This is a genomic window from Ketobacter alkanivorans (assembly GCF_002863865.1).
Lineage (GTDB): Bacteria > Pseudomonadota > Gammaproteobacteria > Pseudomonadales > Ketobacteraceae > Ketobacter > Ketobacter alkanivorans.
Genome location: NZ_CP022684.1, coordinates 176,093 through 202,152, shown reverse-complemented (window position 1 = coordinate 202,152; position 26,060 = coordinate 176,093). Strand labels below are relative to the sequence as shown.

The window sequence follows — 26,060 nt, the reverse complement described above, 5'->3', positions numbered from 1 at the left end:
TTGCTGACTCAAATCAAAAAAATCGCGTAAATGTATTCAAGATACGTTTACTTTGGATCGTTTCCAAAGCAGGTAGGTGGCTGGCAGGACCAATAACGTCAGTATGACCGCGCCAATCATTCCGCCCACCATCGGCGCTGCAATGCGACTCATGACTTCAGAGCCGGTGCCTGTGCCGTACATGATCGGTAACAGTCCCGCGATAATCGCTGCTGCAGTCATCATCACTGGACGCACCCGTAATCCGGCACCATGCAGTACAGCATGGCGTAGTGTGTTCAGTCTCGGCTCCACGCCTTTCTTTTCACACTCTTCCACCATATGGTGATAAGCCTGATTAAGGTACACCAGCATGATGACGCCGATTTCTACAGCCACACCCGCCAGCGCAATAAAGCCTACCCCGACCGCGACTGAGAAGTTGTATCCCAACAGATACATCAGCCAGATCGAACCTACCATGGCCAGGGGCAAGGTGCCCATGATGATGGCTACCTCGGCAAAACTGCGGAAGTTGAAATAGAGCAGCACAATAATGATGGCTAATGTCAGAGGCACCACATAAGTCAGTTTCGCCTTGGCGCGTAACATGTATTCGTACTGCCCTGACCAATTCAAGGAATAGCCTGCCGGTAAATCAACCTGGTCGGCCACCACAACCATGGCCTCTTTGACATAGCTGCCGATATCAACCCCGTCAATATCGACAAAGGTCCAGCCGTTAAGGCGCGCGTTTTCACTTTTGATGGCGGGCGGTCCGTCTTCCACATAGACATTCGCCACGTCAGCCAATGCGATACGCTGGCCAGTGCCGGTCACAATCGGTAGTAAGGCGAGCTGCTCGGGGGAATTGCGAAGATCCTGAGGGTAGCGCAGGTTCACCGGATAGCGTTCAAGCCCCTCAATGGTTTGAGTGACATTCATTCCACCGATCGCCGTGGCAACCACCTGCTGTACATCTGCAATGTTAAGCCCGTAACGTGCGGCTTTTTCACGCTGGATGTCCACTTTAATATAGCGCCCTCCTGCCACCCGCTCAGAGTAAACGGACGCTGTGCCCGGCACATCGTTTAAGACCTGCTCCAGGCGCTTGCCAATTTTTTCAATTTCTTTCAGGTCGGGGCCGGCCACTTTGATGCCCACCGGGGTTTTGATGCCAGTGGCCAGCATGTCGATACGGGTTTTGATGGGCATCACCCAGGCATTCGTCAGCCCGGGAAATTTCACCAGCGCATCCAACTCTTTTTTGAGCTTGTCGGTGGTCATCCCTTCACGCCATTCATCTCTCGGTTTGATCTGGATAAAAGTTTCGATCATGGTTAAGGGCGCGGGATCGGTGGCTGTCTCTGCCCTGCCGATTTTGCCGAAAACACTTTTTACTTCGGGCACCGTAGCAATCAGCTTGTCGGTCTGTTGCAGAATCTCCCGCGCTTTACCGATAGATAGTCCAGGATAGGTGGTTGGCATGTACATCAGGTCACCCTCATCCAGCGGCGGGATGAACTCGCTGCCGATCTTGTTCACCGGCCAAAACCCCACCACCGTGATGATTAGCGCCAGTACGAGCGTGGATTTGGGGTATTGGAGTACGGTTTTCAATACGGGCATATACACAGCAATCAGCGCCCGGTTCAGCGGGTTTTTGTGTTCAGGCAACACCTTACCACGGATGAAATACCCCATCAGTACCGGCACTAGGGTAATTGCCAGCGCGGCACTGGCCGCCATCGCGTAGGTTTTGGTGAATGCCAGGGGCGAAAACATGCGCCCTTCCTGGGCTTCCAGGGTGAACACCGGCACGAAACTTACCGTAATGATCAACAGGCTGTTAGCACTGCCAGCCGACTAGTGGCCGAAGCGAACAAAAGACCCGAGTTGACACGCGTGCGCACTACCTTTTCCGTTAACACACCACAGTATTTCATCACCCTTGACCGGGAAAAGGCACGAGCACTGAAAGTGCCAATCGATCAAGTATTTGCAACTATGCAAAGCACCTTCGGTAGCCTTTACGTCAATGACTTTACCCTGTTTGGCCGTAACTACCGCGTCAATCTGCAATCGGAAGCTGATTTTAGACGCTCCCCCGAAGACTTGCGCCACGTTTTTGTCCAGTCTGAGAGCGGACATTTAGTGCCTTTGGATTCGCTTGTAACGGTGAAACGCATTATTGGCCCTGATATCGTGGAGCGTTTCAACATTTTTCCCGCGGCTAAAATCATGGGCGAACCGGCACCGGGTTACAGCTCCGGCCAGGCCCTTGCAGCGCTTGAGACTATCGCGGACGAGGTTCTCGGCGAAGATTATTCACTAGGCTGGGTCGGCTCGGCTTACCAGGAGAAGGTGGCTGCTGGTACTGCCGCTTTTGCATTTTTGTTCGGCATCGTCATGGTTTTTCTAATCCTGGCGGCGCAGTATGAACGCTGGTCGTTACCTCTGGTGGTCGTCACCGCAGTTCCATTTGCTGTATTCGGCGCTATCTTAGCAACCTGGTTGCGAGGATTGGACAATGATCTCTATTTCCAGATAGGTCTTATTACGCTAATCGGTCTATCCGCCAAAAACGCGATTCTGATCGTTGAATTTGCCATGCTCCATCGGCGCGAGGGGTTATCCCTTGTTGATGCGGCGATTGCAGCGGCGCGCCTGCGGTTTCGTCCGATCGTTATGACCTCTCTTGCCTTTACGCTTGGGGCCGTCCCTCTGGCCATCAGTTCCGGGGCAGGTTCGGCCAGCCGCCATGCCATCGGTACAGGCGTTATCGGTGGCATGCTGGCAGCCACGTTCATTGCGACATTCTTCATTCCGCTGTTTCTTTGCATGATTGGTCAATTCACTGATCGTCGGCGTGAAAAATCACTCTCCGCAACAACACCATACAAGGAACCCTCCGATGAGTAGACTCATTTTGCTGACAATAACCGGCTTGCTGATCGGCGGTTGTTCGTTCGCGCCCGAATATGAACAACCGCAGGTACCGCTGCCTGAACAGTGGAACGATCCCAGGCTGGATGATCACGAAACTCGAGCCGAACAATGGTGGCAGAGGTTTGGCGATCCGGCTCTCGCGAAGTTGGTGCAAGAATCCCTTGACGCTAACCTCGACCTTCAGATCGCAGCTGCTCGCGTCACCGAGGCTCGCGCGTTTCTCTTGGGTCAAGAAGCGGAACGTTACCCAATGCTGAGTATCGAAGGCAGCGGCACTCGTCAAGGGCCGAGCGAAGAAGCAGCGGGTTTTGGGCCCAATCAGGCTAAACCCTTTACAGACTTTCGAGTTGGCGGTCTACTGACCTATGAGTTTGATATTTGGGGACGACAGGCAAATGCCAGCGAGGCTGCACAATATAGGCTGCTGGCCAGCGCTGCTAATCACGAGACGGTGCGCCTGGCTATTATCTCAGAGGTGGCGACCGGCTATATCAATTTACTCGCGCTGAATCATCAGATAGATATAGCCGAAAACACCATAGCCACGCGACGTGAATCAGTTCAGTTGCAACGGGCCCGCTTTCAAGGTGGCGATATTGATGAGTTGGCACTGCGGCAGGCGGAAGCGGAGCTGGCGGCGGCACAGGCAGAGTTGCCCGCTTTACGTCTTCGACAAACCATTCAGATCCATGCAATTGCTGTTCTATTGGGAAAACCACCTCACGCAATGAAGCAAGATTCGCTTACAACTTACAGTTCAATCGAATCTCTCGAGGCACCTGCAACATTTCCTGCAGGGACACCTGCGGCGTTGATTGTGAGGAGGCCAGATATAAAAGCCGCTGAACAACTCTTAAAAGCGGCTAATGCCGAGATCGGTGTCGCCCGTTCTGCCTATTTGCCGACCATTTCATTTGCGGGGCTTATCGGTTTACAAAGCGCCCAAGTAGGTGATTTGTTTTCCAGTAATGCCGCAAATTGGCAGTTAGGAGGTTCCTTGCTTTCGCCACTGGTGGATTTCGGTCGCACCGAGGCACTTATCGCACAAGCCGAGTCACGACAACGTCAGGCCTATCTATCCTATGGGCGCGTTGTTCAAAATGCCTTTCGAGAAGTTTGGGATGCGTTAGAACAAGTCCAACGCACCGACGAGCGTTTACAATCAAAACATATTCAAGTCACTGCGCTAAAAAAATCGACTCATTTGGCGCGCGAACGCTTCGAAGGGGGATACTCAAGCTACTTGGAAGTGCTGGATGCCGAGAGAAACCTTTTTAACGCGGAGCTAGCCCTTGTCGAAATCAAGCGTGATCGATTGCTAGCGGCCATTAGTCTTTTTCGTTCCCTGGGTGGTGACTATTAATCGTCCCTGGGATGTAATTGGTTCACCCTTTGAACTTAATCAACAACCACAAGCCTCAACAATAAATGAATGGAATTTAAATGTGGCTGACGATCGGGCTGCATTGAATCGGCACTCGCTATGGAAAACATCAAACATATTCAGCTGTTATCCAGCACGGAAGTCGAAGAGCTATATGCTCGCCCTGAATTCAATGCCCATGAACAGTGCCTGTATTTTTCATTAAGCCCGGCAGAACTCGCCGCACTTGAGCAGTTTCGCAATACCCGGACCCGCATCCACTTTATTCTTCAATTGGGTTATTTCAAGGCCAAACAGCAGTTCTTCAACTTCTCATTCGACGAGGTCAGCAGCGATGTTCAGTATATCATTGCAACCTATTACAGCGATGCGGTTGCCACCCAGTTCAAAGGAAGCCTATCTCGAGGTCTCTCTACAGAAGCGGGGCCAGATTTCCCGCGATATAGCCTAATTGCCTGTTTTTATTGATATAGTTCTGAATGAAGAGTTAAAAGCTATATTCTCAGAAAAACGAAGAGCAAATTCTCAATGACTCAGCGGGTAACAGGGTTTTGTGGGAATCTGGCCCCGCTTTTGTAGAGATACCCATTTTTGCATCCGCCAAAAGAAAAAACAATAAAAACAACGCCATAGGAGCTGTTGGCGTACCCAAACCCGAGGAAGGCGACCATGACAGCCAATGAGCAATTCCTGACGAATCAGCAGCGCTATCAACCTTTAACATTACCCCAGCGATTTTCCGATGAAGAGATGGTACGTGACTGGACGCTGAGCCGCCGGGATGGCCAAATGGTCAACCGGTACCGCAAACAGTATCGCTTAGGTCTCGCCATTCAACTTTGCGCCATGCGCCTGTATGGTCGGTTTCTGAACCAGCTCAATGACCTCTCGCCCAGGGTCATCAGCTACCTGAGCAATCAGTTGGAATTGCCGCCCACGTTGACGGTGGCAGTACCCGAGCGGGAGGCCACCTTACTCGAGCACCGGAATAATATCCTTCAATATTTGGGTTTTAAGCGGTTCGACGAGAAGGCCGAAGCGGCGCTTGATCGCTGGATCGAAGAGCATGCCCGTCAGGGACTGTTGCCGGACGAACTCTTTCACCGGGCGGAACGGCATCTGTTGCTGAAACGCATTGTACTGCCTGGCCCCACCACGATAGAGCGGCAGATTATTCGTGTTTGTAATCAGGTCCATGCCCAGCTCTATGAGCAGGTCTTCGAACAGATGTCGCCGGAACTGCGCGCCGCGATCGATGATCTGTTGCAAACCGCCGGCGGCAATCAACGGACCTATTTCAACCAATTGAAGGAATATCCGCCGGGCGCCAAAATCTCATCGCTGAAACGCTATTTGGAACGTTACGAAAATCTAGTGGCCACCGGGATTAACGCGTTCGAAGAAAAGATCATTGATAATGCTTTTCTTCACTATTTGTACCGTTTGACCAAACGCTACAGCGCCCACGATATGAAGCGGTTCAAGGATCATAAACGCTATGCCTTGATGGTGTGTTTTCTATTGGAGTCGCGCAAACTGTTGCTGGATCACTTGGTCAAAATGCACGATCAGTACATGACGGAACTGTGCCGGCAGACCAAAAACAGCCACGACAAAAAGCACAAAGAATTTCGTAAACGGCAAAAGAAAGCGATCGACGCGGTACTCGATACGACTCATGTACTGTTGGAATGGCCGGATGAACAACCGCTCTATAAGCAAGATTTATGGCAACGCATCGACGAAAAGCAGTTGCGTGCATCCATTGACGATTTGTATATCTTTAAACGACTGGAAGAACGTGGGTACTGCGATTTATTGCTGACCCGTTATCCCAGCTTGCGTAAGTATTTTGCTGATTTTATCCGGTTGCCTTTTGACGTTGCGAAAGGATCGGGCGCCTTATTGCGGGCCATTCGACTGGTTCGTCAGTTGGACGCCGGCGAAATAAAGAGGCTGCCCGAGAATGCACCGATTGCGTTTATTCCACGCGAATTACGGCGCAGCTTGAAGGATTCATCCGGGAATATCAATCGCAATGTGTGGGAAATGGGGTTGGCATTGGCGATGAAAGACGCTTTGCGTTCCGGAGACCTGTATTTGCCGCAGAGCAAGCAGCACGTGTCCTTCTGGGATCTCACACTCAACGAACCGAACTGGGATGAAACCCGACACACGGTCTATACCGAACTCCAACAACCATTCCCGCACCAAATCCGCTCGGCCATCTCTTCTCAGTTCCACGAAGCCGTATCCGAAGCCCAAAAGCGTTTTGGTCTGGATAACTTTGCCGAAATACATAATGGCCGATTAAAATTGAAGCGCGACGACAAGCTGGATGTACCGGATAAAGTCTCTCAGCTACAAAAAGTCATCGACGCCCATATGCCAACCATCCGCATCGAGCAGCTGTTGATGGAAGTGGATCAAATGACCCATTACAGTCGCCATTTTGTGCCTATCCAACACCATCAATCGCGCCCGAAAGCGTTTTATAAGAGTCTGATTGCCGCCATTATCTCGCAAGCCACCAATTTAGGCGTGGTTTCCATGAGTGCCAGCGTCAAAGGGGTTACCGTGGATATGTTACGGCATATCCTGCAATACTATATCCGGGAAGAAACCTTGATTAACGCCAGCGCTGAAATCGTCAATCAACACCATCTACTGCCATTGAGCGCCATGCATGGCACCGGTACCTTATCTTCATCCGACGCCCAACGTTTTAAAATTCGCGCTGACAGCCTGTTAGCCTCTTACTATCCGCGCTATTACGGTTACTATGAGAAGGCCATCGGCATCTACACGCATGTATCCGATCAGTATTCGGTATTCAGTACCAAGGTGATTTCCTGTAGCCCACGGGAAGCCTTGTACGTGCTCGACGGGCTGCTGGAAAACAATACCATTCTTAAAATCCGGGAGCATACCACCGATACGCATGGCTACACTGAAATCGTCTTTGCCCTGTGCTATCTGCTCGGGTTCTACTTCATGCCCAGAATACGGGATCTGAAGGACCAACAGTTGTATCGGGTTGATAAGACCGCTGATTATGGTGACCTCAACCAGTTACTCACCAGAACGGCCGATTTGGCGATCATCGAGGAACAGTGGGAATACATGATGCGGGTGGCCATTTCGCTTAAGCAGAAAACTGCTCCGGCACATGTCATCGTGCAACGGTTAACCAATGGCTCGCCCTCGGATCGCCTGACCAAAGCGTTCACCCATCTTGGGCGTATCATCAAAACCGAATATATCTTGCGATACCTCACCGATCCGGAGCTGCGCCGTACCGTCCAGCGGCAACTGAATAAAGGCGAATACCGGCATAAGCTGCCACGCTGGATCTTCTTTGCTGACCAAGGCGAATTCACTACCGGTGACTACGAAGAAATCATGAACAAGGCCAGCAGCCTCAGTTTTGTATCCAACGCCATTTTGTATTGGAACACCATCAAAATAAACGACATTGTTGAGCAACTCAGGCAGCAGGGAGAAGCGATTGATGATGAGACCTTATCCCATATCTCCTTGTTGCCGTATAAACACGTGTTGCCCAACGGGACTTACTTTATCGAGGATGAGGGGAAGGAGTAGTTGTAGTTGGGCGCAAACCTACGGTTACGAGGTGGCCGTGGAAATCAAAACCGTAGGTTTTCGTTCAAATGCGCCCGCTGGTCCATCATGTAAATTTTGCCTTGTTGGATCTGTTTGGCTACACCTTTGCCCCCAGATATGCCCAGTTCGGCAAGGTCATTGAAGAGATGTTCAAAGTCAGTGAAAACAAAGACCAGGGCGTAACACTGAGTTTAAAAAAGCCGATTAAAACAGACCTCATCATTGAGCACTGGGATACCATCCAGCGTATTGCCATCTCGCTTCAGGAGAAAAGTACCACACAAGCGATTCTGGTTCGCAAGTTATCTGGTTACAGCAAAAGCCACCCGTTATTACAGGCCCTGACTGAGTACAACCGTATGATCAAGGCCATGTACTTACTGGACTATATCGACGATGCTAGTCTCCGGGGATATGTACAGCGAGCACTGAATCGAGGCGAGGCCTACCACCAATTACGCCGTGCTATCGCATCGGTTAATGGTAACCGATTCCGAGGTTCGTCAGATTATGAAATCAGCTTGTGGAATGAATGCGCGAGGTTGCTCACCAACGCCATTATTTACTTCAACTCAATGATACTGACCCGTTTACTGAGGCACTTCGAGGGCATTGGCGATGAAGAAAAGCTGGGGATTACAAAGCAGGTGTCGCCGGTGGCTTGGCACAACATTAATCTGAATGGGACTTATAGCTTCGACTTTGAACAAAACCTGATCGATATCGAGGAAATAATGCGGCCGATTACCGAAACTGGAGGAAATGTCTAAGTTAATACCCCTCTGGAGACCAGGAACCACGGGGGCTGTGTAGTATTATGTCTTTTTAAGACGGAAAATCCCCAGGACCCCAAGGTGTTGCTTTAGCGTGATTTCCACTTTTCTTTTGGCGGTTTTTATAAGGCGCGTTTGATTGATTGGATTTTGCCTGTTTTTTCGGTCTTTTTGTGTTCTCCGGACACAGCTTCCCCAACCCCCACTGTTTATCAACGTGCCGGGGCAGCACTCCTTGTGGGCTATGAGGTGTTCAGATGCAGGGCCACGCTGCGGAACAGATCCTGATGCGGACAGGCACTGCTCAGCAGGATGCGGATTCGGCGTTTGTTACAGACGATGACCGTGTCGATTTTTAGCAGTGTCAGCGCAGCGTATTGGGAGTGGCGCTCGCCAGGCGGGTGTGCCGCAAGGCGCGGCATCGCAACCCTTCAAACAGCGTGTAAGCCAGCCCCGAGAGCAACTGCCGGAACGGTCCACCAGCGACGGCTGGACGTGCGCCCGGCAAACAGATCCAGCTGCTGATCCTTGATCCGGTTCTCCATGTCGCCCCGCGCACAGTAGAGCTTGTCGTATAGGTACAGATCCGTCTGCGCCAGGTTGGTCACCACGAAGCGGGGGTTGGCACCCAGGCGATTGTGCTCGGCCTTGACGATGACCCGTCGCGGCTTGTCTCAGCTGAGCGCGCCGTAGTGAATAGAGGCAAACAGACGCTGCTTCTTGCCAGTCTGTTTATGCAGGGAATCGGCCCGATCGATCCACGGCGCCACTTGCGCCTTTCCCCGACCATTCTTGGCCAGCCCGACGATATAGCGCACGTCGTGTCGCTCACACCAGCGCAGGATTCTCCAGCGGCAAAAGCCGCTGTCGCCCCGAAAGATGATCTCCACCTTCGGCCAGTGCCGCCGCAACGCCTTGACCAGCAGTAATCTGTGGGGTTGTTCAGAGGTTCCTTAGTTCACTATGCGGATCACTCAATGCTTCTGCACTGACGCTCTTACGATGCTGAACCAGCTGCTTGCCAACCATGAAAGCCACCGGCATATTCACCGCGTCAACAGCGATGACTTGGCCCTCTCGTAGATAGAACACCGCAAATTCCTCTTTCTCGAAACAGCCGCGTACAACACGCTGGTCATGATTTTGCGACAACCCAACCATCTGTAATCGAAGGTCATACTGGTTCGACCAGAACCACGGGGCGCTGTTGTAGGGCTTCTCCTCGCCCATTAGGGTGGCGGCTGCAATACGGGCCTGATCGACCGCGTTGGCGACTGATTCAAGCCGCTGCATTTTCTCAAAGAAAAGATTCCGGTGGCGGGTACAGTCGCCAATCGCCAGGATCTCAGGATCACTAGTACGGGTAAACTCGTCGACGACAATACCATCATCACAGGGTAGCCCAGAAGCTTCGGCCAGCGCGGTTTCCGGTATAACGCCAATCGAGACAAGCACAATGTCGGCCTGCACTTTACCTCCATCCGCCAACGTCACGCCAGCCACGCGCCCCTGATCACCTGCTTCGAAACCGGTTACTGCCGCGTTCAGACGTACATCCACGCCAGCCGCATTGTGCTTGGCGTAAAAGAAAGCAGACATTTCTGGGCCAGTTACGCGCTGCATAAGACGATCGGCGGCTTCCAGAACTGTGACTCCCACCCTTTTCTTGATGGCGCTGGCCGCCACTTCAAGGCCAATATAGCCGCCGCCAACGATGACTAAACGCTTCCCGGGGATTAATTGGTCACGCAGGGCATCTGTGTCAGCGATGTCGTGCAGATAATGAATGCACTGCAAGTCTGACCCGGGCACCTTCAAGCGTCGCACGTGTGACCCCGTTGCCAAAACCAATCGATCGTATTTCAACGTGCTCTGGTCCGACAATCCGATGATCTTGTTGTCCCGATCAATTTGTTCGGCACGTACGCCCAGCCGTAATTGATAGCCGCCGTTCTCATACATCGAGCGCGGCTTCAGGTACAGCGACGCCTGATCAACCTCTCCTGCAAGGTAATTCTTGGACAGGGGCGGACGCTGATACGGCGGATGGGGCTCTTCACCCACCAGAATCACATCATGTTGATATTTTTTTTGCAGCAAGGCTGTCATAAGGGCACCTGCAGCATGTCCACCGCCCACAATGACTGTCGTCTCTTTTCGTTTGATTGCCATAGCCTGTCTCTTTCAATTGTGTTTTAGGATCAGATTGATCAGAAGTTAAGACTCCAACTGTGCCCTGTGACACCCTCACAGGGCGCTCAGATGGCCGCTTCCCCGGCATCCTCAAGTATCATCGCGGCGCCCTTCTCGCCGATCATGGTCGTCGGCTGATTGGTATTGCCACCCACCAGCGTTGGCATGATGGAGGCATCGACCACCCGCAGGCATTGCAGGCCATGCACACGTAGACGCGGATCGACCACCGCCATCGGATCGACGCCCAACATGCAGGTGCCGACTGGGTGATACGCCGACTCGCCGCTGCGACGCACCCAGTCGGCCAAGTCGTCGTCATTCTGCAAAGCAGGCCCCGGCGACACCTCGACCTCATGGTGCGGTGCAAAGGGCGGCTGCGCCAAAATCTTACGCACCAGATGCACCCCACGAACGAGCTGCTCGACATCGGCGGACTCGGCCATATAATTGGGATCGATCAACGGTGCCGCGAACGGATCGGCGCTGTGCAAACCGACGCGACCGCGCGACAGTGGCCTTAGCCCGTAGATCATCACCGCGTAACCATAACCGCTCATCGCAGTCTTCAGATCCCGCCCGTGATCAGCGTACAGCATTGGCGCGAAATGCAACTGCAGGTCAGCCAACGGCTCCTCGGCTCGGGAACGGATGAATCCGCCAGCCTCGGCACCATTGCTCGACAGCACACCACACCGCCTGCTCATGTATTGCAGCAGGGCCCGCAGCCCGGTGAGCCAGTAGCTCGCATGCATCGAGATGCTCTGCCGACTGCGCGCTTTAACGCGAACAAACACGTCAATATGGTCCTGAAGATTTTGTCCCACGCCTTCCAGCGCATGGCGCAGCTTAATTCCGTGCCGTGCCAGTTCCTCAGGCGGGCCAATACCGGACAGCATCAGCAATTGTGGCGAGTTGAACGCGCCACCGCAGAGTACAACCTCGCGTCGGGTACAGACCTGCACCAGCCCCTTTGCGCTGCGGTACTCAACACCGGTAGCGAGGGTGCCTTCTAACAATACACGGGTAACTTGCGCATCACTGCGAACCGTCAGATTGGAACGGCCAGCTGCGGGTTCAAGATACGCCTGTGCATTGCTGCAGCGCATACCGTTCTTCTGATAGGCGTAGTAAAACCCCACGCCCTCCTGTTCACTGCCGTTGAAATCCGCATTGCGCTGGTAGCCCGCCTGTATCGCTGCGTCTAAAAACACCACGCTTAGTGGATTGGTATAGCGACGCTCCGCTACATTGAGCGGTCCGCCCTGACCGTGAAATGCTACGTCAGCCGACGCCAGCTTCGGCTCGAAATGTTCAGACCTGCGGAAGTAAGGCAACACCTCAGAGTACGACCAGCCGTTGCAACCAAGGCGGGCCCACTCATCATAATCCGAGGCATGCCCGCGGATATAGACCTGCGCGTTCATGCCACTAGAGCCACCAACCATCTTGCCACGGGGCTGTAACAATGCTCTGTCATACATATGCCGCTGGGGTTCGGTATTGAACTGCCAATTGAAGCGGCGGCTGAACATAAGCTGCAGTAAGCCTAGCGGCGTGTTTACGAACGGATTGCGCCGACTCTCTGGACCAGCTTCGAGCAGCAGAACCGAATGGCGGCCGCTCTCGGAGAGCCGATTGGCAACAGCGCAACCGGCCGAACCCGCACCGACCACAACATAGTCGAATTGTTCGGACGACATACTGGTTACACGCTGTCTCAACGTTTAGGGGTCAGTTTGACCATCAACTTGGAATAGCCCCGCACGAAGTTGGACTGCACACGTTCCGGCTCGCCAACAACTTCAATATTGTCGAATCGTTTCAGCAGCTCCTCCCATAAAATGCGCAATTGTAGTTCGGCCAAGCGGTTACCCATGCAGCGGTGGACGCCGTAGCCAAATGCCATATGATTTCGGGCGTCCTTACGATCAATAATAAACTGATCGGGAGCTTCAAATTTTCGCTCGTCCCGATTGCCCGAGGCGTACCACATCAACACACGATCACCCCTCTTGATGGTCTGGCCGCACAGCTCCACGTCCTGCGTGGCGACCCGGCGCATATACGCCAGCGGGGTTTGCCAACGGATGATTTCAGAAACCATGTTCAAAATCAGATCCGGATTTGCTTTCAATTTGGCGAATTCCTCGGGGAACTGGTTCAAAGCCAACACCCCGCCGCTCATGGAGTTACGCGTGGTGTCATTGCCGCCCACGATAAGCAGCGCCAGATTCCCAATAAACTCCAACGGACGATTGATCAAATCCTTGGTGTCTTCGTTGCTCTGCAGCATGCTAATCAAGTCGAAACCAGGTGCTTCGCCTGCCTTGCGGCGTGCTTCCTTGTCGCGCCAAAGTTCGGAGAAAGCTCGAGCCATATCTGCAGCATCGTCAAAAAAAACATCTTCACTGGTAAACTCGCCACCAGTTGCGGATGATACACCTGACATTCGATCCGACCAGTCAACTAATTTGTGGCGTTCGTCGTATGGAAAATCCAGCAATGTAGCCAGCATACGTCCCGTGAGTTCCTTTGATACTGTCGGCACCCAGTTGAAGGGTTTATCCAAGGGCAGGTTATCGAGCACCTCTCTGGTGCGACTGCGGATTAGCTCTTCCATTTCCTTCAGGTTCTTTGGCGCCACAACACCCTGAACCGCCCGACGCTGCACGTCATGCTTGGGCGGATCCATGGCGATGAACATTTCTACCGACAGCCCCTCCGGGGGATCACCCAGGATAATTTGCGGCTCGGAGGAAAAAAGCTCATGACTCTTATCCACGAACAGAATGTCTTCATAGCGCGTCACCGACCAAAACGGCCCGAAGGGGCTGTTCTTCTGGTAGTGAACCGGCGCCTCGTCACGGAGCCGCTTGAAGTAGGCACCCCACTGGCCTTGCCGGTAGAGAAAAGGGTTGCTGGTGTCAATGCTATCGAGTGCCAGGGAGTTGACATCGGGCAAAGGCTTATCGATGAATTTGATCTGGGGTCGCTTTGTACCGATGATCTTCTTCTTGGCCTTCATTAGCAGTTTTAGTGCCCTGATCTGCGAGTACATAGGCACCACTCTGGATGTGGTGTTGATCACTTTTTTCTGAATGGTATCAATTGGCCTTATTTCTGCTGACATAGTCTGCTCCGGGGTTACATCTGAAATTCTGGCAAGTGAACGGTCATACCGTCCATCGCATCTTTGGCCTTGACCTGGCAACCCAGGCGTGAGGTTTTCGTCCGCTCTGGAGTCATTGACAGCATTTGTTCTTCGGCATCGGTGATCGCACCGGTCTTGTTAAACCACTCCTCCGCAACGATCATGTGGCAAGTTCCACACGCGCACTCTCCGCCGCAATCTCCATCAATACCCGGCACTGCATTACTGACTGCGATTTGCATCAACGTAGATTCTGGCTCCAATTCCACGACATGTTTGGTGTTATCATGTTCAATAAAGATAATTTCACCCATTAATTCTATCCTTCCGTTAATGTCTAGGCTTTAGACTGACATTTTACCGTTACGTCAACGAGGACATTTATTGACATGAGGGGGACATTTAAAGACACTTAAGCAAGTTCCTTGGAAGCACATATTACGTGGACTCAACAGGATGGTTTAGAAGCTGTGGAAACTGGTATTCCATCAAACTATTCACGACTTATAGCCCGCGAGCTAGATCTCACCTTAAGTCAATTGCCCACATTACTGCATGGCACCGGTCTCCCCATCCAGCAGTTTCTGAGTGAGGACAACCTGCTCACGCCAGCCCAGCAGATACAGATTTTGCGCAACGCGTTGGCGCTGTCCGGCCAGCCCGAATTTGGTTTACGGGTGGGCAAGCGCCTGACGCCAGCTACTCACGGTGCGATGGGCTTCGCCGCCTCCAGCAGCCCGGACTTGCTCAGTGCGCTCCAGGCGATACACACCTTCTTGCCTACGCGCGTCAGCGTTATTCAGCTGCATTTGCAGCAGATTGAAGATCACTTGGAATGCAGACTGGCTTTCCTGATGCAGCTGGACGACGACCTCCAACGCTGCGTGGCAGAGACTATCATTATGACGCTGCTAGCGTTTGGCGAATTCATTGTAGGCCGCCCCCTGTACGAGGCTGAAATCGGCTTTTCCTACCCGCCCCCTCAGTACCATGCGACCTATTCCGAATGTATGTCCGGGCGGGTTCGCTTTGGTTGCGATCAACTTATGCTTAGATTACCGATGGTTCTGTGCAGGGAACCCAACGCCTCCGCCAACAACGAAAACTATCGCCTAGCATTGCGGCAGTGTGAGTCGATGCTTGCGGAACTTCAGACCCAGAAGCCAAGCTACCAGACCCGGCTCAAGAAGATGATGTTGTCCCGACCACCTGGAACGCTTAGTGAAGAAGAGGCGGCGGCGGCCCTATTTATGAGCAAACGCACCCTGGCGCGCAAACTAAAACAAGAAGACAGCAGTTTTCGACAAATTCGCGACGAGATTCTGTCACGGCAAGCAGCGGACTATTTGAGTGGAAGTCAATTATCCGTCGAATCTATCGCTTCTCTCTTGAATTATCACGACAACTCGAGTTTTAGGCGCGCCTTCAAGCGCTGGTTTGGTCGGTCACCCACTCAGTACAGGCAACACGGCGATTCCTCGGACACCACACCACGGTCATGACGCTGATGGTAGAGCACATGGGATGGCCTACGAGTTCTTGCTAGCACCTATTTCTCCCAGAATAATGCAATATACGTTGCCTCGCGCATTCACTCATATTATTCCTACAACAAACCAAAGATTTGTCTACACTCTAAATAATAGAAGCATGAAGATGTGGAAAAGTGAATTTGTTCAGACGCTTATCGATTCAAACTAGAATCTATTTAATTACTAATGTAGCCACTGCAGGCTTCATTATTTTTTTTCCATTGACTTCACTGCGTTAGCATCCGGTTCCAAACTGATGACAAGTAAACTAAACGCATCAATGAATCTGCTAGAGTTTCGCGACACCAGTCAACGTATTTTGGCAAGTTCGTTGTCGAAGCAGAGTCCAGAAGCGAGCAAATGGCTATTTACGGTATGACAATTGGTATCTCTACTTTCATACACATTCTTCTTATTTCTTACTTAATTGGTCCTTCAATGTCGCTCAACCTAAATAGTGATCGAAGTAATCAAAAGGAACGCTAACCAGACTAACCTACTAGCGCTACATACATGCTGCCAAATGAGGCAGCTAGGGCAGGAGAGCAAGGAGTTGGTTTGCCATCGTGGCATACGAGGTTCGTTCTTTTGCATCAAAAACACAAGACTCTAAGGAGGAAATCCACAACACAATTAACAACCTGATTACAGCTTCGAAAGATGCAGTAGATGTAATGGCCTAAGGGATTGATAGGGCTCAATCTGGCGTGGCATCCCTAGCAGTCTAAGAGACATTGTCTGTGTGGTAGTAAGAGTAAACTAATTTTTAGCAAAAATAATGGAGATATATACATGCCTAGAACGAAATTTACTATTGCGCAAGTAACCAGCAGGTTAATGTTGGCTAGTTGCTTCATGACACCGGGACTATCCGATGCTGCTGATATTACATGGAGTGGTTTTGCGTCGGTTGCTGCCGGACAAACATTGGGAAGCGATGATGCAGAGTATGTTGTTGATAACGTCACCGGCGGTGCATACGATAATACATTGCGCTTCCTGCCGGAAAGTACAATGGCCATACAGGCTTTCGCCCAAGTAAACGAATCGGTTTCAGCAACGGTACAAGCGGTAGCAAAAGGGTCAAATGAGAAAAGCTTTGATACTTCCTTTGAATGGGCATATGCCACGCTTGTTGTAACTGACAATACCAAGATCAACTTTGGACGATTCCGCGCACCACTGTTCTATTATTCCGACTTTTTAGATACATCCTATGCCTACTATTGGTTAAGAGCCCCGACAGACATGTACGTTGCACCATATTCAACGACGACGGGCGTTTCTCTGAATGATTTTCGCTATCTAGGTGACTTTGAATTATCCACACAGATTTGGACGGGGGAGGAGCAAATCGAGTTCCTGGGATCACCCGGTGAGCTGACTGACATGATAGGTATTAACTTTATGCTAGCTTACGATTGGATAAAGTTACGTGCTGTGTATAACACGATGGATTCAGCAATTGAAGGATTGGGCGTAGATACTAAATTAATTTATTCGGCATATGCCGTGATCGCAGACTATGAAAATTTCAAGTTTAGAAGTGAATACGGAAATCTTGAAGATGATGACACCGGCTTAGAGGATAAATTTGGGTATGCATCGGTGGGATACACTATAGGCAATTTTACACCCCATTATACCTATTCTGAGCAAGATAGAGCCGCTTTCTTTCTCGCAGAAGTAGAAACTCACACAATAGGGATACGCTGGGACTATTTGCCCGGTACAGCGTTTAAATTGGAGTACTCAGAATCTACAACTGAAGCAACTCCATGTGATCCTATGAGCGGGATGTGCCTTCCTCCGCAAGAAACCAAAATTGAAGTAGTCGCCGCAGCAATTGACTTAGTATTTTAGAGAGGGGATTAATATGATTAGATTCAATATAACGGCTACTTTAGTAGCTTGTATTATATCATTTCTTTCTTCCCATTCCTTTGCCGATGTAGTCGTGATTGTAAACCCAAGTAATTCTGTATCAGAGCTCAATGATAAGTGGCTTGGTGCCATATTCTTAGGGAAGAAAACGAAATTTCCGGACGGTAGCTCGGCTGTACCTATTGAACAGCAACCGGGTACGTCAGCCCGGGATAAATTTAATGAGAAAATTCTTGAAAAGAATGAAGGACAGTTGAGAGCATATTGGTCTCAGCGGATTTTTACGGGTAAAGGTCAACCACCCAAAACTGTCAACGGGAGCGCTGACGTAAAGAAGCTGGTATCGGAGAATCCAGTATTCATTGGGTATATTGATGCATCAGAAATTGATGATACGGTAAAAGTTATCCGAAAGCTTGAATAGAAATTTCCATTCAAACTTTTATAGCTCACCTTTGGAATATGAATTTAAGGTATACCTACAGAAGCGGTCCTAGATTCCCATCTTCAGCTATAAGTTACTGTAATATTTGAATAATAGTTGTTTTTTGAAAAAGCCGATAATGATATTTATCGGCTTTTTGAGGCCTTTAGCTTGAAATTAATCAGCAGCCACACAATGACTTATGAAGCTTGAATCTCCATCATGGGAAATTTGACCCGGTTCTGTAGGTATACCCAATTTAGAAAGCGTGTTAACGGACTTAACATATTAAACAACAGACCAATTAACATGCTAAATTGTAATTCTCTGACAAAAATAAAAGTTCCAGTTTTTTTCAAAGTGCGAGAAGGCGCACCTGAATCCATTCAGGCACAAGTGGCCTGGTAAAACGTCACCTGGTTGCGGCCCGCAGCCTTGGATTTGTATAAGGCATCGTCTGCACAACTGATGAGAATTTCGATCGAATCACCAGCATCAGGAGTTTTGACAACAACCCCGAGACTAATGGTGACCTTCATCGTTTGATTCTGCCAGCGGAATTCTAGCTGCTCAACATTGCCTCGTATTCTCTCGGCCACTTTAACGGCACCGGCTGAATCGGTTTCGCCCAACAGCACACAAAACTCTTCGCCACCAAAACGTGCCACCAGATCCCCCGGCCAGCGTAGACTAACGCTGATGCACTTGGCTACAGCTTGGAGGCAAGCATCACCGGCCAGGTGACCGTGAATGTCATTGAATTGCTTGAAGTGGTCAATATCGAGCATCATTAAAGTCATCGGGCGTTTATATCGCTGGCAGCGTTCCAACTCTTCTCTCAGATAGCTATTCAGAAAGCGTCTATTACGTAAGCCAGTCAATTGATCCGTGGTGCTTAAGTCCGACAATTTTCGATTTAGCACCTCCAACTCTTCTGTGCGTTGGGCGACTTTCGTCTCCAATTCTTCATTGTGTATTTTCTGTAATGACAATGCATGCTGTTGAGCTTCGTAGCGCATGCTTTTTTCGTAATTGATGTATTCAGCCAGCGCGAATGAGAGTAGCACCACCTCTATCAATGAACCAATTTGGGTTGAGTATTCGGTAAAAACGCTTCGAGGCAAAAGCCCAACATAGTTCATCACCGTGCCGAATCCGACTATCACGAGCACTGTCCATGCAAGACAAAAATAGCGGGCCTGACGGTAACCTTTGTACCACACCCAGTAGCCGGTAAAGAGCGCGATAATGCAGCTCGAAGTTGTCAGGACTGCACCTACTTTGATGATATATTGGTAGGGAACGATAAACGTCGAAATTATGAGAATAGCAGACACCGCGATGGCCACCTTGCTCAAAAGATAAAGGTTCGGGCTTTGATTCTTCAAATCCAGAAAATATATTTGAAAAAAAAGGACACCCGCCATCATGGTGCAAACAAAAAAACTAATGGAGATAGAGTTCCACCACAGGCTTTGGGGCCAGACGTACCGAAATGTCAGGCCCTCTATGGCTGCTTGAAACAGAGTCATGGACAAAACATAAACGACATACCATAGATAAGCGCTGTAACGAACAGAGGAGTAGATAAAAAGATTGTACATGGCCATGACCAGCATAGTGCCAAAATAGAGTCCGTACCAACCATAAAGCATCTTTTCTCTTTCATGGAAATCAACCGGATTCCAGATGTTTAGAGGAAACTGCGTGGCGCTGGTCGTCTGGACTTTGAAAAAATAGATCTCTGTCTTGTTGGGTTCTAAGTCAGCAGGGATTACGAAATTTCGGTTTTTGATTACGCGATCGGAAAATGGCTTCTTGTCACCAAGCGAATAGCGTTGAGATGACGGGGCTAGATTACCCTCGTAGATATCCAGGTGATCCAGCAGCGGGTAGGCCACCTCGAGCAATACAGGCAATGTCTGTTGGCCAAGGTTGATTATATTCAATTTAAATACATAGATTTTGTCAGTGAAGCCGAAGCTGTTTTCGTTGGGCTCCAAACGCATCCACCTTGAATCGGACAGCGTTTGAGCTGGGTCAAGAACCTTGTAATAGAGCTGATAACGCAATTGCTCTGCAGTATAGCCTTTCAGTTGTGCCTGAACTTCGATTGAACAAACCACCAAGACGGGTACCAGAAACCAAAGGAGCAGGCGCCATCTTGACGTCATCTTCAATGTCATGAACATGGATCCTTAGAGTAAACAAGCGTAATTAACCCAGTTTAGCCCATCCTGAGTCATTGTTATCCTACATGTATGCTCGGGATCAATTAGGAGTGTTCTGGGGCAGTGATTGCTCTCCCCGTCTGCAAATACGGGAACTTTGGTCCTCTGATCCGAGAAACAATCCGAAAGCCTATGCCCAATATTCTTTTTTTACGTACTTCTACGATTGTGTGATTTTACTTTTTTCTTGAAATTGGTTGGTTAACCAAGTAAATATACAACTGAAAGAATAGAAACTGAACAACCATAACAAAAATAAGGATATTTTCATGACATGCATAATTAACCGTATCTTGCCGACTATCTTCAAATTATTGTTGGCTGTAGCAATCGTTGCCGTACCGCCAGACGATGCCCTTGCCGGCGCAGGCGACGCGGCATCCACCTATGGCCTTGGTCCCATCAACGCCGGGTCCGCGCAAGCTTTCAGCGCTTTCGAGTCTGGGCCCTGGGCTGTGTACTACAACCCCGCAGCGATGGCCCGCTCCCCCGAAGGCGATCTGAGTGCGGTCGTGCAATATGGCGACCAGGAGCTGCGCGCAAAATCGCTGGGGGGCTCTGACCCGTTGACGCGAGAGAGTGACGTCCTGTCGGACAGCAGTTCCGAGCTTGTGCTGCTAGGCATTAAAACCCGCATTACGGGCGCATCTGAATCGGACACGAGCCGCTCCATGTATTTGGGTATTAACGTAGGCGTCGATGAATACATCTCCAACATTCTACCGTACCAAGCCAACACAGCAGAGCAAGGACAATTCCTGCGTTACGAGTCCCAACCGCTTTATCTGGCCTTTGGTGGTGCTGTTCGTGATCTCGTTCGCGGTGTTGATGCAGGCCTTTCAGCACGCTTGACACTAGCGGCGAAGGCACGCCTTGAAGCGGTCTCCGATCTCGCGGGCAATACGGATTCCGAGCAGCTTTCGCTGGAAGCCAAGCCTACCCTGTCCCCGGCGCTGGGAATTAACATCCGCACAAACGAGCTCTTCTGTGGTCACTCACCTTGGCGTCGTACATCTTGTATGCCGTTCGGCCTCAATGGACTGGAGGTGGCGCTGTTCTGGCGTGATGAAACCAACTACGAGGTCAGTGTGGATGCTAACGTGGTTATTCCTGGCGTCATCCCCGAGCCGGGACTTGATCTGGCTCTGTCAACCATCGATTCGTATCAGCCACAGGTGTTCGGCGGCAGCATCCTGCTGCCTCTTGGAAAGTTCGAGCTTGTAGCCTCTGTCGAAAAGCAAAATTGGTCTGAGCTGGAAAGCAAATTTGCCGGAGATACAGTCAGAGAGCAGGCAGGTTTGCGTTTTAATGATGTGGTCGTTCCCCGCGTTGGCGCCCGCTTCCAGTTGTCTGACCAGCTCCGGTTTTTTGGCGGGCTGGCATGGGAAGATTCTCCCCTGAAATCATCCCGCTCACAAGACGTAAACTTTCTTGATAGCGATAAAACGGTGGTCGGCATTGGCGGCGACTACCGGCTCAAGAACGCACCCATCATCAATGCTCCCCTGGTGCTGTCGCTGGCCTATCAGTACCAGCAGATCGAGGAGCGCGATTTTGAGCTGACGTCAATCAACTCTCCCTCCGATCCGGCACCATTCGAGACGGTGCGCGCTGATGGCGATATTCACCTCTTCTCATTATCTGCTTCAATGAAGTTCTGAGCAGAACTTCGGCAGATTTGACGAATCGCGAACAGGGAAAAAACATAATGAAAACAATAATAAACCACAGAACAATAACTAGTTTTATTGCACTATGGGTACTGCTGCCCAACGTCCTCTTGCTGTCCGGGTGTGGAGGCGATAATAGCGCTATTACCTTTACTAGAAGCCCTACTTCCAAGAGTCTTATTTTCGCCTACCCCTATCCGGGTCAACGGGAAGTGACGCCCAGCGCCCAGGTTGTGCTTCGTTTCTCAGCTCCCCTTGATGAAAGCGTTACTGCGGACTTACATAACCGACTGCAGCTGGTTACTGTCGAGGGTGACAACGCCATCACCTTCGATCATGACGCAGCGGATGACAAACGCGGCCTAGTGCTACGCCCTGTTGATAAACTCACACCAAATACGGAATACCGGCTGCAACTGATCGGAGAGGGTATCGGCGGGATCGACACAAGCCCTTTCCGTGACTTTCGTTTTCGTACCGCTGGCGCGCAGCAGGGGTTTGCCGAGACGATTGGCGACGGAAACTTCGAACTGCTCACCATCGCCCCCCTGGATCAGAGCGCGCTGTTGGCCAGCATTGACGATGCCAGACAGCCAAACGACATGAGCACCCTAAGAATGGTGTTCAATCGCTTGCTAGATCCGGCTACCGCCAACTATGGAGAGCAGGTCAAGCTTATCGACGCTCAGGGCAGTCTAGTCAGGGTCAGTCTTTTGCTTCAGGGACGCTATCTGGTGCTCGACCCAATGAATGATCTCAAACCGGTGAAACATACCCTGATCCTGTCCGGTCTGCGCAGCCGGGGCGGTGAGACGCTCCCGGACCTTGAGCGCACCTTCACACCTGTGGCCACAATACCGCGTGAAACAGCAATACTCAAAGTGGGCGCGCTTGGTGAACAACAGCCGGACCTGGAATCAAAGCTCACTGGGAAAAGCATCAATGAGGTTCCGGTAGAAAGTTTTGTACTGGGTACCGAATCCTTTACCAAACTGGAGGGCGATCTGGCGGCGGACTTGGGTTTCGTTCCGCATTTTGCTGACGCAGCCCCCCTGCGGGTACCTGCAGGTTCAGTGCTACGCGGAAGCCCGGTGGCAGTCAACATTCTTGGCGAAGTCAATGCAGGCATTGAAACCGGAGAGGTGTTGATCACACTACTGAGTGATGCAAACGGCTACCTGATAGCCAACCCGTTCAGCGACGCAAAGGACGCTCCGCGCTATGCTTTACTAAATATGGATGCGGCCATGACCGCAGCGGGAAGTATCGCCAACGCTGCGCTGAGCCAGAACTTACTGGACATTCAGGTAGTAGGCCTTGCTATAGTAGAAGATGGTGTATTGGTGATGGATGCCGTTAGTGTAGTTGAACCTGAAATTCTCGGCCTGGAACGCGCCAGCGGCCTGTTGTCTTTCCGCCTGGAAGCCTATGCCGACCAACGCAACGCGCCGGTACCGCCAACCGATACGCGCCCACTTGAGCTGCAATCCTGGTCACCCGGGGATAATTTTCAACCCAATGCCCGCCCCGGTGACCCTGTTATCCTAAACTTTAACAAGCCCCTTGATCCGGCATCGGTTTTCCTTGATGGCGCTATTACGGTCAACGTTAACGGTATTCCCTTGCTACCTAATCAGGTGCTTATGCGCCAGGACGGTGCCACCATCGTCATCAAGGGTTCCGGTATCGTTGAGCACAATCAGGATGTTGAAATCACACTGTCCAGCCTGCTGCGCGATACACAGGGCAATCCGCTGAATCAGGACAGAGCGCTTGCAATGCGCCTTCCTGACCTGCATCGTCCTAACGGCGATGGCACCGGGCTGCGCTCGCCCATCGCGGCCGTATTTCCCGGCTTTTCCTGCGCGCTAACAGAGGCCGAGCTCACCGGCGAGCGGTCCACATGGCGCAACGGTCGCTGCGTTGGCGGCAAGAGTAGCGACCCCAAATTCCACGTGAATGGTCTGTACAAGGACTACCCCATCCGCGTCTTGTTCAACCGCGACATCGATCCGTCAACGATCAACGAGACCACCTTCTTCGTTGAACGCCGGGATTCAAGCAACAATTGGCTACCCATACCGGGTCGGCTGGATATCCTGCCCCAGCGGGTGGAGTTCTTCCCGGATACCCCCTGGCAGGTCGGTGAACTTTATAGGTACACCTTAAAATCGGTGGACAATCCCGATTGCGGGGTCACTGCCATTTGTTCGCCGGATGGTGCACCGCTTCAAACCAGACAAATCTCGCAAAGCAGTGCATCTGCTCCTGCCCCTCGCGAAGGAGGCCCTGATATGGTGAATCACTTTGTCGCTGCCGGTGAGGATGATCGCTATACGTTAGTTGGTTTGCGCGTTCTGCCAGTGGCGGATGCCAATACCAATATGGTGCTTGACGAAGAAGAACAAGGTGCGGTAGTCCTCGAGGACAGCAGTATCGAGCCACCACCCAATCATCTAGGGATGGTGTTAAAGAGTTATGGCGGCGTCATAACGAATGCCAATCTCGGTTGTTCACTTGGGGAGGATTGCCCGGAAAACCACTTCGCATTTATTAGCAGCGGTGCTCTAGCAGCCGGCCCACGTACACACGATCCCGATGTTCAGGTGAATCGTCGTCTGATCGACAGTAACCCAGCCACAGATAATTTCGTAGCGGGTGCCATACGAGCCAACGTCTACCCGACAACGGTCAGTACTACCAGCGTTTTTCTGGAGGCTCAGGCTCTAGGACTCATCACTATCGGCCTGGATACGGGGCCACTGATTCTCAGGCTGTTGCCCCAAGAATCGGATGAACCCTTTATCACAGGGTTTATCTCCGACACGCCGAACGGCCCCTGGTTCAATGCCACCTTCGACGTACTCGTGGATGCCCCCGAGCTGAGACCCGCGCTGGGCCCTATTGTGCTTAGTCACGATATTCGCAGTAAACCGGTAGCCAATGTAACGCTTGAGGGGCCACTGCGCTTTGTCGACGATGGTCGGTTGGTCCTCAAGCTGGGCAACGCTGACGCTCTCGTGATTCCGGCCGGTATAAGCTTACTTGGTCTTGGCCTAGGGAGCGTGGAACTGGAAGTTCCCCCGCTTGCTCTCGATATGACTTTGACCTTCCTGCCTGTCAAAAATTTCTGACGCGGAACTCACTTCTATAACGGGCAATAGTTAAGTCAATTGATCTCTCAATAGAGCCTTTAAAGGGTCTAATCAAGCAGTCTGATTCCCCACTGGCAAAAACGTTTTGCCAGTGGGGAATGCATTGAGCTATAATTTGGTCAGCCAACCAAATTATAGCTCAATGCTTAAAAAAATAGAGGTAGACATGACATGTAGTCGTACCCGACAAACTGATCAGTTCACTTCATCAGTGACGCCTACAGAGTATGTCGGTGCTGGTGGATTGATTCTCCGGGCCAGTCGATTCGGCGAGTTAACAGCCCCCATCGTGTTGCTACTTCACGGCGGAGGGCAAACGCGTTACGCCTGGAACCATACTGCACAAGCTCTCTCCGAGATGGGCTACTGCGCAATCACATTGGATGCGCGCGGGCACGGCGAAAGCGATTGGTGTGCACAAGGTGATTACAGCACCGAAAGCTTGGTCGCTGACCTTGGCGCTGTGATTTGCGCGTTGCCTACAGCCCCCGTCATTGTCGGAGCTTCCATGGGCGGTCTGACTGCCATGCTCGCCCTTGGGGAGGATGACTCGCTGCCCTGTTCAGCACTCGTACTGGTGGATGTGGCACCACGTCTCGAACAGCAAGGCGTTCGTCGCATCATAGAATTCATGTGCCGCCATCATGACGGATTCGATGACATTCAACAGGTGCGCGATGCAGTCGCCGCATACAATCCACATCGTGCTCATGCCAATGACCTGTCAGGACTGCACAAGAATTTGCGCCGCCATAATGATGGCCGTCTTTACTGGCATTGGGATCCTGCCTTTCTGGATCACGCCCGCTTACCTTCGGAAACCGACGACGGCATGTTTGAGCGAATCAGGCTGGAGTCAGCAGCTAGAAAGCTTTCCATGCCAGTACTACTAATTCGGGGGCACCAGAGCGACGTGCTCAGCGACCAGGGCGCACGCGAACTACTCGACCTGGTTCCCCACGCGCACTATGAAGTGCTGGATCAGGCAGGACATATGGTGGCCGGGGACAGAAACACTATTTTCACCGAAGCGGTATTGAATTTTCTACACAACCCGTCGTGCATAGGCGACGCGTGGGGGGCGGGCCCCTTGACTGAAACGGAGTAA

17 protein-coding genes and 2 pseudogenes are annotated in these 26,060 nt (G+C 51.3%); 11 read left to right on the top strand and 8 right to left on the bottom strand.

The window, feature by feature from the left end; genetic code table 11:
* Positions 1-36: 36 nt before the first annotated feature.
* On the bottom strand, positions 37-1,800 hold the full coding sequence (locus Kalk_RS00870) for an efflux RND transporter permease subunit (RefSeq protein WP_456077567.1): 1,764 nt from the start codon (positions 1,798-1,800) through the stop codon (positions 37-39).
* Between the two features lie 48 nt (positions 1,801-1,848).
* Between Kalk_RS00870 and Kalk_RS00865 the strand changes: the two genes are divergently transcribed.
* From Kalk_RS00865 to Kalk_RS00845, 5 genes and pseudogenes are all read left to right on the top strand, one after another.
* Positions 1,849-2,901 (top strand): efflux RND transporter permease subunit, encoded by a 1,053-nt coding sequence (locus tag Kalk_RS00865; RefSeq protein ID WP_407656790.1) that lies wholly within the window; start codon positions 1,849-1,851, stop codon positions 2,899-2,901.
* Positions 2,894-4,291: an efflux transporter outer membrane subunit gene (locus Kalk_RS00860; protein ID WP_101892412.1), complete on the top strand. Its 1,398-nt coding sequence runs from the start codon at positions 2,894-2,896 to the stop codon at positions 4,289-4,291. The genes Kalk_RS00865 and Kalk_RS00860 overlap by 8 nt, the downstream gene beginning before the upstream one ends.
* A gap of 120 nt (positions 4,292-4,411) precedes the next feature.
* Entirely contained in the window at positions 4,412-4,780 is a 369-nt protein-coding gene (locus Kalk_RS00855; RefSeq protein ID WP_087461798.1) for a DUF4158 domain-containing protein, read from the top strand.
* 201 nt (positions 4,781-4,981) lie between these two features.
* The gene (locus tag Kalk_RS00850) at positions 4,982-7,915 is read left to right on the top strand and encodes a Tn3 family transposase (protein ID WP_087461799.1); all 2,934 of its coding nucleotides are present in this window, start codon (positions 4,982-4,984) and stop codon (positions 7,913-7,915) included.
* An 80-nt stretch (positions 7,916-7,995) separates the two neighbouring features.
* Positions 7,996-8,706, top strand: a pseudogene (locus tag Kalk_RS00845) (Tn3 family transposase); the annotation flags it as partial.
* Between the two features lie 245 nt (positions 8,707-8,951).
* Here the strand turns inward: Kalk_RS00845 and Kalk_RS00840 are convergent.
* The 6 genes and pseudogenes from Kalk_RS00840 to Kalk_RS00810 form a co-directional block, all read right to left on the bottom strand.
* Positions 8,952-9,131, bottom strand: coding sequence for a hypothetical protein (locus tag Kalk_RS00840; RefSeq protein ID WP_101892411.1), 180 nt, complete (start codon positions 9,129-9,131; stop codon positions 8,952-8,954).
* Between the two features lie 9 nt (positions 9,132-9,140).
* Positions 9,141-9,632 (bottom strand): annotated as a pseudogene (locus tag Kalk_RS21415) (transposase).
* A 19-nt stretch (positions 9,633-9,651) separates the two neighbouring features.
* Positions 9,652-10,881: an NAD(P)/FAD-dependent oxidoreductase gene (locus Kalk_RS00825; protein WP_101892408.1), complete on the bottom strand. Its 1,230-nt coding sequence runs from the start codon at positions 10,879-10,881 to the stop codon at positions 9,652-9,654.
* A gap of 86 nt (positions 10,882-10,967) precedes the next feature.
* On the bottom strand, positions 10,968-12,605 hold the full coding sequence (locus tag Kalk_RS00820) for a GMC family oxidoreductase (RefSeq protein ID WP_101892407.1): 1,638 nt from the start codon (positions 12,603-12,605) through the stop codon (positions 10,968-10,970).
* Positions 12,606-12,622: 17 nt separating this feature from the next.
* On the bottom strand, positions 12,623-14,035 hold the full coding sequence (locus tag Kalk_RS00815) for a cytochrome P450 (protein ID WP_324773257.1): 1,413 nt from the start codon (positions 14,033-14,035) through the stop codon (positions 12,623-12,625).
* A gap of 14 nt (positions 14,036-14,049) precedes the next feature.
* Positions 14,050-14,370 (bottom strand): 2Fe-2S iron-sulfur cluster-binding protein, encoded by a 321-nt coding sequence (locus Kalk_RS00810; RefSeq protein WP_101892406.1) that lies wholly within the window; start codon positions 14,368-14,370, stop codon positions 14,050-14,052.
* A 111-nt stretch (positions 14,371-14,481) separates the two neighbouring features.
* Here Kalk_RS00810 and Kalk_RS00805 point away from each other — a divergent pair, with 111 nt between their 5' ends.
* From Kalk_RS00805 to Kalk_RS00795, 3 genes are all read left to right on the top strand, one after another.
* Positions 14,482-15,558, top strand: a complete 1,077-nt coding sequence (locus Kalk_RS00805; protein WP_233716762.1) for an AraC family transcriptional regulator — start codon at positions 14,482-14,484, stop codon at positions 15,556-15,558.
* Positions 15,559-16,380: 822 nt separating this feature from the next.
* Positions 16,381-17,451, top strand: coding sequence for a hypothetical protein (locus Kalk_RS00800; protein WP_101892405.1), 1,071 nt, complete (start codon positions 16,381-16,383; stop codon positions 17,449-17,451).
* Positions 17,452-17,464: 13 nt separating this feature from the next.
* Positions 17,465-17,896, top strand: coding sequence for a type 2 periplasmic-binding domain-containing protein (locus Kalk_RS00795; RefSeq protein WP_156873124.1), 432 nt, complete (start codon positions 17,465-17,467; stop codon positions 17,894-17,896).
* A gap of 386 nt (positions 17,897-18,282) precedes the next feature.
* Here Kalk_RS00795 and Kalk_RS00790 read toward each other — a convergent pair whose 3' ends face one another.
* A complete protein-coding gene (locus Kalk_RS00790; protein WP_158643248.1) occupies positions 18,283-20,082 on the bottom strand; it encodes a sensor domain-containing diguanylate cyclase in 1,800 nt (599 codons plus the stop codon).
* Positions 20,083-20,396: 314 nt separating this feature from the next.
* Here Kalk_RS00790 and Kalk_RS00785 point away from each other — a divergent pair, with 314 nt between their 5' ends.
* The 3 genes from Kalk_RS00785 to Kalk_RS00775 all read left to right on the top strand — a co-directional run bounded on the left by Kalk_RS00785 (position 20,397) and on the right by Kalk_RS00775 (position 26,060).
* Entirely contained in the window at positions 20,397-21,788 is a 1,392-nt protein-coding gene (locus Kalk_RS00785; RefSeq protein WP_101892403.1) for an OmpP1/FadL family transporter, read from the top strand.
* A 47-nt stretch (positions 21,789-21,835) separates the two neighbouring features.
* Positions 21,836-24,931 (top strand): Ig-like domain-containing protein, encoded by a 3,096-nt coding sequence (locus Kalk_RS00780; RefSeq protein WP_101892402.1) that lies wholly within the window; start codon positions 21,836-21,838, stop codon positions 24,929-24,931.
* Positions 24,932-25,118: 187 nt separating this feature from the next.
* On the top strand, positions 25,119-26,060 hold the full coding sequence (locus Kalk_RS00775) for an alpha/beta fold hydrolase (protein ID WP_101892401.1): 942 nt from the start codon (positions 25,119-25,121) through the stop codon (positions 26,058-26,060).

Excerpts from the sequence above, each read along its gene's own strand:
- Kalk_RS00790 (WP_158643248.1), bottom strand. The coding sequence starts at position 20,082 with ATGACATTGAAGATGACGTCAAGATGGCGCCTGCTCCTTTGGTTTCTG.
- Kalk_RS00820 (WP_101892407.1), bottom strand. The coding sequence starts at position 12,605 with ATGTCGTCCGAACAATTCGACTATGTTGTGGTCGGTGCGGGTTCGGCC.
- Kalk_RS00825 (WP_101892408.1), bottom strand. The coding sequence starts at position 10,881 with ATGGCAATCAAACGAAAAGAGACGACAGTCATTGTGGGCGGTGGACAT.
- Kalk_RS00800 (WP_101892405.1), top strand. The coding sequence starts at position 16,381 with ATGCCTAGAACGAAATTTACTATTGCGCAAGTAACCAGCAGGTTAATG.
- Kalk_RS00815 (WP_324773257.1), bottom strand. The coding sequence starts at position 14,035 with ATGTCAGCAGAAATAAGGCCAATTGATACCATTCAGAAAAAAGTGATC.
- Kalk_RS00855 (WP_087461798.1), top strand. The coding sequence starts at position 4,412 with ATGGAAAACATCAAACATATTCAGCTGTTATCCAGCACGGAAGTCGAA.
- Kalk_RS00775 (WP_101892401.1), top strand. The coding sequence starts at position 25,119 with ATGACATGTAGTCGTACCCGACAAACTGATCAGTTCACTTCATCAGTG.
- Kalk_RS00785 (WP_101892403.1), top strand. The coding sequence starts at position 20,397 with ATGACATGCATAATTAACCGTATCTTGCCGACTATCTTCAAATTATTG.
- Kalk_RS00840 (WP_101892411.1), bottom strand. The coding sequence starts at position 9,131 with ATGCCGCGCCTTGCGGCACACCCGCCTGGCGAGCGCCACTCCCAATAC.
- Kalk_RS00850 (WP_087461799.1), top strand. The coding sequence starts at position 4,982 with ATGACAGCCAATGAGCAATTCCTGACGAATCAGCAGCGCTATCAACCT.
- Kalk_RS00795 (WP_156873124.1), top strand. The coding sequence starts at position 17,465 with ATGATTAGATTCAATATAACGGCTACTTTAGTAGCTTGTATTATATCA.
- Kalk_RS00810 (WP_101892406.1), bottom strand. The coding sequence starts at position 14,370 with ATGGGTGAAATTATCTTTATTGAACATGATAACACCAAACATGTCGTG.
- Kalk_RS00780 (WP_101892402.1), top strand. The coding sequence starts at position 21,836 with ATGAAAACAATAATAAACCACAGAACAATAACTAGTTTTATTGCACTA.
- Kalk_RS00860 (WP_101892412.1), top strand. The coding sequence starts at position 2,894 with ATGAGTAGACTCATTTTGCTGACAATAACCGGCTTGCTGATCGGCGGT.